Raw genomic sequence first — 12,013 nt, forward strand, 5'->3', positions numbered from 1 at the left:
CGAACTCGACCCGCTTGGTATTGTTCGACATAGCCCTCGGCAAAACAAGGGTCTTTGATGTTGGCTCGCAATGCTTTAGGAAAGCCTGGAAGTACTGCTTCGGCAATCACTGTGCCATACCAGTTGGTATCAAAACCATAGACAATCACTCGGTCAGTACTGATTGCTTTGCGAATTTCGTCAACCGTGGTTTTTAGTACATCTTCTTCGTTGAGCGATCGCCGAATTCGACGGGTAATGTCGATAATTAATTGAGCTTGATCGGCTCTGGTGTCTATCTGTTTTAAAAGCCTGGTATGGTCGAGGGCAAATCCTACTTGGGTGGCGACTTGGGCGAACAAATCAATTTCAGATTGTTGCCAAAGGCGAGGTGCAGAGCACTGATGCCCAATCAGCAAGCTAAATAGCTGGTTGTCTTTGAGAATGGGCGCGATGATATTTGCTTTGACTGCAAATCTCTCTAATAATCCGATATGACAATCTTTAAGGTTAGCTTGATAAATATTATTAATCGCTCGGACGCGGCCCTGTCGGTACTGTTCGATATACCCCCCCTCAAAGCAGGGATCTGAAACAGTCGCCCACAAAGTCTTTGGTAAACCAGGTGCTGCTGCTTCTTCTACAAACGTTCCACTCCCACGATTGTCAAGGCGAAAGATCACCACGCGGTCTATTTTAAAAGCTTCGCGAACTTGTTCAACAGTTGTTTTCAGGACATCTTCTTCAGAGAGTGCTTCCCAAATACGACGAGTTATCTGCATTAATAACTGAGAGCGCTCGGCTTCAGCTTCTTGCTTCCAAAGCAACTCTGGCAATTGCTCTTGTAGCAAGTTAATATTTTCCTGTAACGCCACCAGTTCATCTTGTCCAGCAACACGAGTTCGAGTTTCTATTTCCTCTCGACGCAATCTATTCACTAAAGCGGTAGAAATCTTAGCAGCAGACAAAACTTTACGAGTGGCACGATTCGCAAGTAAAGCTGCGATCGCCCCAGCGGACACTGCGATCGCCCCAGTTTCAAGTAACAGGGATAAGCGGTGTTTTTGGAGTTCAAGTTTAACTTCTTGGAGATCTGCGGCTGTTGTAAGTCTAGCTTGGGTAATCTGCCTAGAAATGGACTGACTACCAAGGTAGCTGGCTATGCCAACAGCCAGTACTGGGAGCATAGTTAAGGCGATCGCCCAAACGGTTGCTTTGGACTTCAAGCTCCATTGCTGCTGAGACAAAACAGACTCTGAACTTGCGGAACTATCGAGCTTGGTCATACGCCTATCAATACTACTTGGTGAATTACTCTTAGCAGCAGCTTGGTCTTGGCGAGTAACAGAGCGAGTGGTAGCACTATTGCTATTGGACTGATCGGAGAAAGGCTGAGTCATGGATAAAACCTCGCCAAGATGAATCGGCACAGCTAGATTGAGTATATCTGCTTTGCAAGGCGCTATTGGGGTAAACGCAGATCCGCTGCGATCGTATACAAGTAAGGTTGAAAAACAGCCAAGTTTTCCAGCTTCTCGAACCTACCTGTTTGCGAACCTGGATCAAAGGCAGTAGTAATGACGTAGAGTGTAGTACCATCAAAAACAACATGACTGATATGTTGCTCTTGTACTCCACCTTGTTGCTTGAGTCCAGTAAACCCATAGCGGATTCCCTGGAGCTTACCAATAGGTACTGGTTGCGTCGGGTAGACTGAAAAAAGTATCTGCTTTTTAGATCCACTCTGACGGTCTTTCAATAAAACAGTGTAGTAGTCTGCAACCCAAGCCTTGAGTGCTCTTAATACTTGGGTTTGGTACTTAGGACTTTGGTATTCTATCTCAAAACTAGGTGGAATGCCTGCTGCTACCAACTTCTTTTGGAAATCCTGATTGTTTGCTAGTGGGTAAGCTCCGATCTCAACTGTACCCAAAAGTTCTTCTTTAGAAGAGACACACAGCAAAGGCGCATTTCCCTCACAAGGAGCTACTTGCCAGCCAGTTGGAGCAGCAGTGTTTCCCAAGATTTTCTTCCAAATGTTTCCCTCACTAGGGCTAGGAAGCTCTGCCGTGGCAGAGGGTTTTACCACTTTAGTAGTAGTGGAAAAGTCAGGAAAAATCAACTTTGCTCCCAGAGGGATTAAAACAAATAAAGTAGAACCTAGTAATACATGGTATAATCGCAGCATTTTTCCTGAAAATCCATAAGTAAAGTTTGTAAAATGACGATATATACAATACTTTACGCGTATACAGGAAAATACATCTGCATTACTAAATTTTCACAAAATTATACATATAGTATTTGCCAGGTAGCGAATTACAGAAACATCATCAAATATATCGCCACAAAGACAAAAGTTAGACAGAATTATGCAAAACTCCACGCCACTTGCGGGATGTAGTTTTTGGGCATGGGAAATGGGTAATGGGGCATGGTAAAGAAGCTCTACCAATGCCCGAAGGCTGTCGCCCAATGCGGCGGGGCGACTATCCTTTTACAGACACCTGTGGATGGAGTTTCCCGTCGCTTTCAATGAACAGATGCTGACTAGATGTCAAATCGAAGGGCAAATTTGTTTGGACTGTTAACTGAAGCGAGAACGTTGCTTACGACGTTGCTTGTGCCTAGCAATTGCTTTACGCTTTTCTTTTTCTATTGGCGTCTCGAAGTGACGCTTTTTTCTCATATCCTGGAAAATTCCGGCTTTAGAAACTTCTCGCTTAAATCTTCTTAAAGCTGATTCAATACCTTCATTCTCCCCCAAAACTACCTGTGTCATTCTCATTCCTCCTTATATGGATGAATAGTTTAAGGCTTGAGACAATATAAAATATTCCAGCAGACTCGAGCCTTTGGCTTTATCTGCTGGAGACTCTAGATGTGAATTTTTCAGTAAAGGATTTAGTAACGGTTGCGGCGGGCATTATTGCCACCCCAGCTACCACGAGAGGAATTGTTTCTTTCCTCACGGGGTTTAGCTTTGTTCACTTTCAGATCGCGCCCCATCCATTCAGCACCATCAAGTGCGTCAATGGCAGCTTGTTCTTGTGCGTCTGTTTCCATTTCTACAAAGGCAAACCCACGGGGACGGCCTGTTTCTCGATCAGTGGGTAATTGAACGCGATTCACTGTTCCGTACTCTGCAAAAGCCCGTTTTAAATCCTCTTCTGTAACCTGATAGGACAGGTTTCCCACGTAAATTGACATACAATGTCTCCGAATTCAGAGAGTGTAGAGAGTTAAATTCGGAGAGACGCTTTTTAGAAATCAAAACGAGTTACTCAACCGAAAATAATCCTTATATCCGTAAGTATAGCATAGCCTTAAACTAGCGACTCGTACGGAGTAGCTTTCAAGAATACAACTTTTAGGGCAGTTTTAAGGAGCTGCCAATAACGGGTTAATGTTGCCTGCTTTACATTTGATTGTCAAATGCAATCGGTGGCAATTAGCGATCGCCTAAGAGTTTTAACTTGAAAATAAGGCTTAATCTAAAAGCAAAGGATCTAAGGAGTCAGGTTTTTTATGGGTGTGATGGTAATCTTACCATGAACTAATGTCATAAAAGCGCACTCACACGTAAATTACCCAGGCTCTAGCTATATGTAAACTCTGCTAAAGTTCTTTCTGCTTGCTGACAGAGCAACTCGTGATACTGACTGTTGCTAGCAAGTAAACCACCCCACTGATTGATATCGCCAGTGTTGTATTGTAGTGGAGTGCCATCGAAGTGAGTAAACTTACCCCCAGCTTCCGTCAAAATTAATTCTGGAGCTGCTATATCCCAGTCTTTAGGAGCAGACTTGCCAGAAAGAGAAATGTAGACATCCGCCTGTTGTTCAACAATGGTGGCAATTTTGCATCCCACACTGCCAACAGCTTTCTGATTTTGACAGGGTAGATGTTGTAATAAGTAATTTAACCGTTCATTGCGGTGAGAACGACTAACAACTAAGGTTAAATCTTCAACTCGTTTGTCTGACGAAATTTTTAAAGGGATAGACCCATCACTAGTTTTCACGAATGTACCGCCACCTTTTGTAGCGTAGTACAACTTTTCTGCTTCAGGCAATGCTACTACTGCTAGTACTGGGCGTGTCTGGTTCACTAAAGCAATATGAATTGCATAATCCCCAGTTTTATCGATAAAGTCTCGCGTACCATCCAAAGGGTCAATGATCCATACCCACTTAGGGGCGTTCCCACGCAATTGTGATTCATAGGTTTCTTCGCTGATATAAGCAAAATCTTCATTACCCAAGGCCGCTTGTAGTTTCTCCAATATGTATTTACTCACAGCTATATCTGCAACTGTGACAGGTTCATTGTGTTTATATTGCACTTCTAAGTTAGAATCTTTGGCAGTCTCGTGGTAGTAAGACCGCAGTATATTTGCTGCCCCCAAACCCACATCAAGAGCGATCGCTAATATTTCTTGTAGGTCTTTCATTAAATTTTACCTTGTTTAACTTAATTAAATATTGAGTTTAACTTTTTTAGCAGAAGTCCCATATATCACTTTTAGGAGTGTGGGATGAATGCGCGTGATTGAGGAATTGACCACCGAGCGACATTGAACGCAGTTCAATCAGAAATGTTGGTCGATGACGAATGAACATTAGTTATATTTGGCAATGTATCAATCAATTCTTCTATCACCTGAGTCATTGTTTTATCTGGGTTTACAGCATATAACTGCAATTTATGTAAACGTCTCTCAGATATTCTTATTTTCAATGATTTACTTTTCATTTGTACCTCCAGTGTTCTCACGTTCATGTTACTGTATTTATACGGTCGAGAACCAAAAGCATCAACAAAATGCGAACATCTTATCAGTACCGCTTAAAGCCTACTAAAGAGCAATCTAAAATTATTGACAACACCTTAGACATGTTGCGATGTCAATATAATTATCAACTCGGACAAAGGTTTGAGTGGTTAGAACAGAATCGTTGTTCTATTGATAGATGTTCGCTTGTTGTTTGCCATATCCCAGAGTTAAAAGACAAGCCAAATCGCTTTAGCCAACAAGCTTCTCTGACTCAACTGAAGAAGGATAGATATTGGTACAAAGGCATTCATTCCCAAGTGTTGCAAGAAGTACCTAAAAAGGTTGAGATCGCTTTTGATCGTTGGCTAAAAGGTGATATGAATGGCAAGCGTAGCGGGAAGCCAAGATTCAAAGCCAAAGGTCAGTACAAGACGTTCACTTACCCACAATTCAAGAGGGGGCATTTTCAAAACGATAAAATAACACTGTCTAAAATAGGTATCGTGAAAGTCATTGTTCATCGCCAAATACCTGATGGATTTAATATCAAAATTGTATCAATAACCAAGAAAGCTGATGGGTATTATATAACTCTAAGCTTAGATGACGCAACAATTCCAACAATAAAACCTGATTTTATTGAGACAAATATTGTTGGTATTGATGTAGGACTGATAGATTTTATTGTTACTTCCGACGATGAAAGAATAGCAGCGCCTAAATTTTTGCGTAAGGCTGAAGGGAAGTTAAAATCAGCACAGCGGCGTGTTTCCAGAAGAAAGAAAGGTTCTAACCGTCGTAAGAAAGCTATCAAGAAGCTAGGTATTCAGCATAAAAAAGTAGCTGAAACTAGAAGAGATTTTCATTTCAAGACTGCTAACAATTTACTCAAAAAGTATGATGTCGTTGCAGTAGAAAAACTGAACATTAAAGGACTGGCTAAATCAAATTTGGCTAAAAGTGTAAACGATGCCGGATGGGGAGAATTTATTTCTATTCTGACAGTCAAAGCCGAAAATGCTGGGCTTAAGGTAATAGCTGTGAATCCAAATGGTACTAGTCAAGAATGTTCTAACTGCGGTCAAACAATCAAGAAACCGCTATTTCAAAGAATGCACAATTGTCCTAATTGTAAAACGAATCTGTGCAGAGATTTGAACGCGGCTATAAACATAAAGAATCGTGGGACGCACGATCTAAAAGCTCAGATTATGTCTTCAATGAAGAGTCTCTGAGAAGCCTACACCTACCTGTACTCAGGAGGTGTAGGTACGTCACTCAGAATTCATCCAGCGACGCGTGCCAAAAAACTGACAGGAATCAGCAGCAATATTACTTGCCTGTGCTAAAGCATCACTAAAACTTTCCCTTAAGATATAGTTGCAAAAAGCACCGTGAAAAATATCTCCAGCCCCCAGTGTATCAACCGCTTGGACATGCGGCACAGTTATTACGCCAGTTTTACCGCAACTCAAGTATTGAATTGGTTTTTCTCCGTGGGTAATGGCGATATCAGGAATGCCAAAGGCGTGGAGATAGGCAAAAACCTCTTCCCTAGTGTGGCAGTTAGGGGGATAAAAATTAGCAGAACAAACTGCGTAATCAACAAAAGGCAAAATTTGCTCAAATCCAGGTTTCCAACTCCCACCATCGATCGCCACTGGGATATTCTTAACTTTAGCCATTTGAGCGATCGCACTTCCAACTGCCATCTGATGCCCATCAATAAGCACAATATTGACATTTTGTAAAATATCGGGTGGTATAGCTGCGCCACAGATTTGAGTTTTAACAGCATTGATAGAAACTACAGCCCGTTCACCTGTAGCTTGGGTAACAATGATAGAAGAAACTGGCGGTGCTGTACTAGCGCTAGGATCAAGATCTGCGATCGCAACTTTGTAATTTGCCAAATCTTGATGAATTAGCTGCGTCATTGGGTGAGAACCCACCACACCCAAGATTTTAGCTTGATTACCTAAATAGCTGAAAGTAACAGCCGCGTTTGTGGCTGGGCCACCTGCTGCTACAGTATAGTCAACAGCAACAATCTTCTGATTATTCTTTGGGGCAGAATCAGCCAGGTAAATTAAATCCAGGGTTATTAAGCCCACAAATAAGCCGTAAAAAGATTGGTCATTTGTCATTTGTTAAGAGTCAAGGGTCAAGAGTTAGGAGATAATATTTATTCTCCTCCACTCCCCCACTCCCCGACTCCTCCACTTCCCCACTCCCATCTCCCAATTTCTCGCTCATGCAGACTGATCCAAAACCAGGAACACTTTACGTAGTCGGCACACCAATTGGCAACCTGGAAGATATGACATTTCGGGCGGTACGGATTTTGCAAACGGTGGATCTCATTGCTGCGGAAGATACCCGGCACACGGGGAAACTGCTACAGCATTTTCAAATTAAGACACACCAGGTGAGTTATCACGAACACAATCGTAGTAGCCGCATCCCGGAGTTATTAGAGCACTTGGGTAATGCTAAGGCGATCGCTCTTGTCAGTGATGCTGGAATGCCAGGAATTTCCGATCCAGGATATGAATTGGTGAAAGCTTGTATTGAGGCGGGTATACCAGTAGTTCCCATTCCTGGAGCTAGTGCTGTTATTACTGCTTTGAGTGCAGCTGGGCTACCAACTGATCGGTTTGTGTTTGAAGGCTTTTTGTCGCCAAAAGCTCAACAGCGACAAGAACATTTAGAATCTCTGCAAACAGAATCCCGCACATTAATTTTCTACGAGTCGCCTCACCGGTTGCGAGAAACTTTACAAGACTTAGCGCTTATTTGGGGAAGCGATCGCCAAATCGTTTTGGGGCGGGAGTTAACTAAATTGTTTGAAGAATTTTGGCGGGGGACAATTGCCGAGGCGATCGCCCATTACAGCCAACGCGAACCCCAAGGCGAATATACTTTGGTGGTGGCGGGAAACCCACCCACTGAGATCCAACTGACTCCAGAGGAATTGAAAGCCGAATTGCAACAATTGATTAGTCAGGGAATATCGCGATCGCAAGCTAGTCGTCAATTAGCAAAAATGACTTCCCTTCCTCGTCGTCAACTCTATCAACTGGCTCTTTCTCTAGTGCTGAGTCCTGAACTATAAAAATTAAAATAAAAGGGACTGGGGAAGGTGGGGCCCCCTCTGGGGATAAGGGATTGGGGACTGGGTGTAAAATCGAAAGTATTTTTTCCTGGAGAAGCTAGTCGTCTCGTTCCCAGCCCCCAGGCTGGGAATGTGTTTAAAGAGGCTCTGCCTCTTGTCAAGCTAGTGGAGGCGGAGCCTCCCAGAATGGGTTCCCAGCCCCCAGGCTCTTAACCAGTCAGAGCAAGGGCTGTATCTTTTCTTAGTGCCATTCGGGACTGGGTGTAAAATCGAAAGTATTTTTTCCTGGAGAAGCTAGTAACCTGAGATGGATTTTTCTCCGTATTGGCGTAGTAATAGTTTTCCTGAATGATGGGGTAATTTTCAGATCAACTAGCCTATGGAATTTATTTGTTGCTTTTACCGCATTGGTAACTTGATATAAATTACTAAATGAAGGCAGAATTAACTTTTTACATCAGCATAAATAATAGAATTTTATTGTGTTTGTTAATAGCCAATCTACCTTTCTATTTGCAGTTTAGTATATTCAGGAAAATTTAGTATTATAATTTTTTTATCTTCTCTGCTGCCGCTGAGAGTGTGTTAGAACACTAGCATTAATTTGTAGTTTAGTGCTAATTTCATGACCGAGAAGCCGCCTCAACCGAATGAATGATCTCTTATCCTGGCTTTAGCCTAGAAGAGTTTGGCTAAGTTTGAGGCTACTATTACAATGGAAACTATTGATGATGAGGACAAGGTAAGAATGACCCAAGTGGTTCTAGGAGAGAACGAAGGAATAGACTCAGCTTTACGTCGGTTTAAACGCCAGGTTTCCAAAGCTGGTATATTAGCTGACGTAAAGTATCATCGGCACTTTGAAACACCGATAGAAAAGCGCAAACGTAAGGCAGTGGCAGCTAGACGCAAACGACGCTTTAAATAAACCTGTTTGGTTTGGTACTGGCGTTGATTGAGGAGACGATCTTACTGAAACAAGTAACAGCGCGTTGTCATTATTCTTACAAAAATTAAGCAAGATGCGCCGCACCCCTTATTGGGGTGTCGGTGAATTGCTCTCCCTATAAGCAAACTGCGTCATAGAGTATAATTAGGGCTTGCTGAATAGAATTGTAATATAGACTAGATAAGGATTTTAAGCCTTTTTCCAACAAACAAGTGCAAGGTCATAACATCTAAAGTCTCAAAACCCTTGCACAATCGTTAGCGATCGCTGGGTAAATTCTGAAACTGAGCGATGAAACAAGTATTTTGTAAGCTGTGTGGCTTCTACATTTGCTTGAGAGACTTATTCAGCAAGCCCTAATTATGGTTGGATGGAACAAGCTAAAATTGCTGTCCATCAACCAAAATAAACGTCTTAAAATACCGCTGAGCTTCCTTTACCAAGCTAATAGGGCAGCATTCACCCACCTCTAAGACTCAGAATTTTCAATGGTGCGGCTATTACAAAGATTCATAGCCTTTTCCACTCCCTGTTTAAGACTTAGTTCTATACACTCAACCATAAACTGAATTACAGAAGACATCAGTTGAGTTTCGGTAACGGTAAATCTCCCCAATACATGGGAGACAGCTTCGGAATTGTCACTATTAGCTGCACCTATTGGTTTACCAATACCGATTCGCAAACGGGGAAAATTTTGAGTGCTCAGATGTGCTATGGCACTTTTCATCCCGTTGTGTCCCCCAGCAGAACCAGACAAGCGCAGGCGAGTTTTTCCCAAAGGCAAATCCATATCATCATAAATCACCAGCACTGACTCTGGAGGTAATTTATACCAACTAGTTACTGCTTGTATGGACTGACCTGAGCGATTCATATAAGTCAACGGTTTCAGCAAGCGGATTTTACCTCCACCTGGTGCAATTCCTTCGCCATACTCCCCCTGAAATTTGCGATTTTCTGTTATGGGAATGTGCCAATAACGGGAGAGAGCATCCACAGCAGCAAAGCCAATATTATGGCGCGTTTGGTCGTATTTAGGGTCTGGATTCCCCAACCCGACGATTAGTTGGGGAATAACCATAGCTGGTTTCGTAACAGCTTCTGACATTTTGCCTACAATTAATCAATATGCAGCACTTTTTTAGCTAGCTTGGGAAGAACCAGCAGTATCATGCTCCGATTTAACAGCCTCAAGTTGCTTAGGTTCCAACTCAGCAGTAGTTTTCACAGCTTGTTCTAACTGTTCTGCTTCTTTTTGAAACTCGTTTTGGAACTCCTTAGAAGCATCTTGAAAACTGCGAATAGTTTTACCCACACTACGACCAATCTCTGGCAATTTCTTAGGGCCAAAGATTAACAACGCCACTACCATAATTACAGCCATTTCTGGCAGACCAATACCAAATATATTCATTTTTTTCTCCTGTAAACTTAAAACTATCGCTGAAACTCACATTTGTAGTTTAGTCAATAGTTAGTGCTCAGTGATAAATCATAAACAACTGAAAACTGATAAAAAAACCCGGACGAGCCGGGTGTAGGTTAACTTGTTAGCTAAGCTTATTTAGCTTTGTATCAGTTAGCCGCCTAAACTCCGCCAATCGACAAGCACATCCTGAACCAACAGTGATTTATTGTAAAGTTGCAGAATAATCAACAGAAACACAAAAAATAGCAAAATAAAAACAGCCATTACAGGTGTAGTGCCCCAACCTGGAGCCACTTTTCCATATTCAGAATTTAGGGGCTTCAGGATATCTCCCAACCTAGTCCGTTGTGCCATAGTTCACCTAAGATCACTTGCCAAAGCTTTTTTTAATCTTCTGTAATATTCTATAAGAATAGCACTCATAATCTATCCCTAAATTATGGAACCCGCAATAGTTCTTAGCATTTCTGTAGCTTCTGTGGTAGTTGCCATCACCGGACTGGCAATCTATACTTCTTTTGGCCCTCCCAGTAAGCAATTGAACGATCCGTTTGATGACCACGAAGACTAGAGAAGTCATTTGTCATTTGTCAGTGGTCAGTTAAAAACCACAACCAACCACTGACATTGCATTAGTGATTTACCTTAGCTTGGGATTAATTACTGGTATCACCTTGAAACTAGCGATTTTCCAAGGTTGTATCGTCAAGATTTGTTGCTCAGATGAGAATTCAGTAGTTACGGCAGAGGAACGCTCTAATAAATCTACTGTCTGTTTAATACTCAACTTTAAATCACTTTGCAAAGATAACTCGGCTGTTTCTCCATGACATTCGTAACACCGCACAATCAATTGCTGTGGGTCATCTTCTGATGGTTTAAGTGCCATTAAGATGAGATTTTCAGATGATAAATCTAGAAAGCTCCCCCTTAAACCCTCTTTGCTCGTGGAAAGCGTAGAATTTGGATGTGGATTTTCACCAAATGGATTCAAGATGACTTGCAATGGTATATTCAATTCATATCCACGCCGTACTGTATGAGCTGATTCCCAGCTACCAGCATGAGGATACAAAGCATAAGTAAACTCGTGAAATCCTCGGTCAGCCTCTGGATCAGGCCAATTTGCACTGCGTAGCAGTGTTAGCCGTAGTTGATTTGATTGGCTATCATAACCATATTTACAATCATTCAGCAAACTAACACCGTAGACATCTTCATCTGCTTTTATTTGTCCAGTCAAATCAGCCCAACGTAAGGCTGGGACTTCCCATTTTGCTCGTTCTGCTGGGGTTTGAGGTTCGGTTGGACGACGAATAGCGCTACAGGGAATCTCATAGGTAGCAAAGTCTGCTTCAACGTTGAGAGGAAAAGCAGCTTTCACCAATACTTGACTTTCTTGCCAATTAACCCTGGAAGCTATTTTCAGCAGAGGTGAACCAGTTTGTAGAATGTAGTCTTGGCAAAATTCCGATTCCCCCAACTGACGAACTACGCGGACGCGACTTTGCACTAGACCAAGTTCTAGCCACTGAATAGATATCAGGTTTGTTGGAGGTAAGGGATGCTGGGCATAATTGGGATCAATATTCCAAGCATCCCAATATTGACCACTGTCTTTAAAAGCTTGTAGTTGATTCCCCGCCCCACTTAAAACTTCTCGTTGATAAGTTTTATCAAAAACACTTGATAAATCTCCTGTGTCGGGATCTACGATAACCCGTAGGAATTCATTTTCCAGAACCCAGTTTGGAGGGAGGG

14 protein-coding genes are annotated in these 12,013 nt (G+C 42.3%); 4 read left to right on the forward strand and 10 right to left on the reverse strand.

The features are described 5' to 3' along the window. The 5 genes from IQ246_RS25420 to IQ246_RS25440 form a co-directional block, all read right to left on the reverse strand. The coding region (locus IQ246_RS25420; RefSeq protein ID WP_244142160.1) for a GAF domain-containing protein at positions 1-1,379 on the reverse strand (1,379 nt) is incomplete at its 3' end. Positions 1,380-1,441: 62 nt separating this feature from the next. Next, positions 1,442-2,167 (reverse strand): hypothetical protein, encoded by a 726-nt coding sequence (locus tag IQ246_RS25425; protein WP_194006101.1) that lies wholly within the window; start codon positions 2,165-2,167, stop codon positions 1,442-1,444. A gap of 399 nt (positions 2,168-2,566) precedes the next feature. Further along, a complete protein-coding gene (gene rpsU, locus IQ246_RS25430) occupies positions 2,567-2,761 on the reverse strand; it encodes a 30S ribosomal protein S21 (RefSeq protein ID WP_194006102.1) in 195 nt (64 codons plus the stop codon). Positions 2,762-2,883: 122 nt separating this feature from the next. Next, positions 2,884-3,189, reverse strand: coding sequence for an RNA-binding protein (locus IQ246_RS25435; RefSeq protein WP_194006103.1), 306 nt, complete (start codon positions 3,187-3,189; stop codon positions 2,884-2,886). 388 nt (positions 3,190-3,577) lie between these two features. Next, complete coding sequence (locus IQ246_RS25440) at positions 3,578-4,432, reverse strand: 3'(2'),5'-bisphosphate nucleotidase CysQ (RefSeq protein WP_194006104.1); 855 nt, start codon at positions 4,430-4,432, stop codon at positions 3,578-3,580. A 371-nt stretch (positions 4,433-4,803) separates the two neighbouring features. Here IQ246_RS25440 and IQ246_RS25445 point away from each other — a divergent pair, with 371 nt between their 5' ends. Then, the gene (locus IQ246_RS25445) at positions 4,804-5,991 is read left to right on the forward strand and encodes an RNA-guided endonuclease TnpB family protein (protein ID WP_194006105.1); all 1,188 of its coding nucleotides are present in this window, start codon (positions 4,804-4,806) and stop codon (positions 5,989-5,991) included. A 39-nt stretch (positions 5,992-6,030) separates the two neighbouring features. On the opposite strand, the gene IQ246_RS25450 is transcribed toward IQ246_RS25445, so the two are convergent. Further along, the gene (locus tag IQ246_RS25450) at positions 6,031-6,903 is read right to left on the reverse strand and encodes a sugar kinase (RefSeq protein WP_194006106.1); all 873 of its coding nucleotides are present in this window, start codon (positions 6,901-6,903) and stop codon (positions 6,031-6,033) included. Between the two features lie 107 nt (positions 6,904-7,010). Between IQ246_RS25450 and rsmI the strand changes: the two genes are divergently transcribed. Both rsmI and rpsU (IQ246_RS25460) read left to right on the forward strand, forming a co-directional pair. After that, complete coding sequence (rsmI, locus tag IQ246_RS25455; RefSeq protein WP_194006107.1) at positions 7,011-7,871, forward strand: 16S rRNA (cytidine(1402)-2'-O)-methyltransferase; 861 nt, start codon at positions 7,011-7,013, stop codon at positions 7,869-7,871. Between the two features lie 748 nt (positions 7,872-8,619). Then, complete coding sequence (rpsU, locus tag IQ246_RS25460) at positions 8,620-8,799, forward strand: 30S ribosomal protein S21 (RefSeq protein WP_017655011.1); 180 nt, start codon at positions 8,620-8,622, stop codon at positions 8,797-8,799. 490 nt (positions 8,800-9,289) lie between these two features. Here the strand turns inward: rpsU (IQ246_RS25460) and pth are convergent, their stop codons facing one another. The 3 genes from pth to psbH form a co-directional block, all read right to left on the reverse strand. Beyond that, positions 9,290-9,931 (reverse strand): aminoacyl-tRNA hydrolase, encoded by a 642-nt coding sequence (pth, locus tag IQ246_RS25465; RefSeq protein WP_194006108.1) that lies wholly within the window; start codon positions 9,929-9,931, stop codon positions 9,290-9,292. 33 nt (positions 9,932-9,964) lie between these two features. Continuing rightward, positions 9,965-10,237, reverse strand: a complete 273-nt coding sequence (locus IQ246_RS25470; RefSeq protein ID WP_194006109.1) for a TatA/E family twin arginine-targeting protein translocase — start codon at positions 10,235-10,237, stop codon at positions 9,965-9,967. 165 nt (positions 10,238-10,402) lie between these two features. Further along, entirely contained in the window at positions 10,403-10,606 is a 204-nt protein-coding gene (gene psbH / locus IQ246_RS25475) for a photosystem II reaction center phosphoprotein PsbH (RefSeq protein WP_162394686.1), read from the reverse strand. An 85-nt stretch (positions 10,607-10,691) separates the two neighbouring features. Here psbH and psbN point away from each other — a divergent pair, with 85 nt between their 5' ends. Continuing rightward, positions 10,692-10,823: a photosystem II reaction center protein PsbN gene (gene psbN, locus IQ246_RS25480; RefSeq protein WP_162394685.1), complete on the forward strand. Its 132-nt coding sequence runs from the start codon at positions 10,692-10,694 to the stop codon at positions 10,821-10,823. Between the two features lie 69 nt (positions 10,824-10,892). Here the strand turns inward: psbN and IQ246_RS25485 are convergent. After that, the coding region (locus IQ246_RS25485) for a glycoside hydrolase family 38 C-terminal domain-containing protein (RefSeq protein WP_194006110.1) at positions 10,893-12,013 on the reverse strand (1,121 nt) is incomplete at its 5' end.

The sequence above is a fragment of the aff. Roholtiella sp. LEGE 12411 genome (assembly GCF_015206995.1).
GTDB lineage: Bacteria > Cyanobacteriota > Cyanobacteriia > Cyanobacteriales > Nostocaceae > Komarekiella.

Excerpts from the sequence above, each read along its gene's own strand:
- psbH (WP_162394686.1), bottom strand. The coding sequence starts at position 10,606 with ATGGCACAACGGACTAGGTTGGGAGATATCCTGAAGCCCCTAAATTCT.
- IQ246_RS25445 (WP_194006105.1), top strand. The coding sequence starts at position 4,804 with ATGCGAACATCTTATCAGTACCGCTTAAAGCCTACTAAAGAGCAATCT.
- IQ246_RS25470 (WP_194006109.1), bottom strand. The coding sequence starts at position 10,237 with ATGAATATATTTGGTATTGGTCTGCCAGAAATGGCTGTAATTATGGTA.
- rpsU (WP_194006102.1), bottom strand. The coding sequence starts at position 2,761 with ATGACACAGGTAGTTTTGGGGGAGAATGAAGGTATTGAATCAGCTTTA.
- IQ246_RS25435 (WP_194006103.1), bottom strand. The coding sequence starts at position 3,189 with ATGTCAATTTACGTGGGAAACCTGTCCTATCAGGTTACAGAAGAGGAT.
- rsmI (WP_194006107.1), top strand. The coding sequence starts at position 7,011 with ATGCAGACTGATCCAAAACCAGGAACACTTTACGTAGTCGGCACACCA.
- IQ246_RS25425 (WP_194006101.1), bottom strand. The coding sequence starts at position 2,167 with ATGCTGCGATTATACCATGTATTACTAGGTTCTACTTTATTTGTTTTA.
- psbN (WP_162394685.1), top strand. The coding sequence starts at position 10,692 with ATGGAACCCGCAATAGTTCTTAGCATTTCTGTAGCTTCTGTGGTAGTT.
- IQ246_RS25450 (WP_194006106.1), bottom strand. The coding sequence starts at position 6,903 with ATGACAAATGACCAATCTTTTTACGGCTTATTTGTGGGCTTAATAACC.
- pth (WP_194006108.1), bottom strand. The coding sequence starts at position 9,931 with ATGTCAGAAGCTGTTACGAAACCAGCTATGGTTATTCCCCAACTAATC.
- rpsU (WP_017655011.1), top strand. The coding sequence starts at position 8,620 with ATGACCCAAGTGGTTCTAGGAGAGAACGAAGGAATAGACTCAGCTTTA.
- IQ246_RS25440 (WP_194006104.1), bottom strand. The coding sequence starts at position 4,432 with ATGAAAGACCTACAAGAAATATTAGCGATCGCTCTTGATGTGGGTTTG.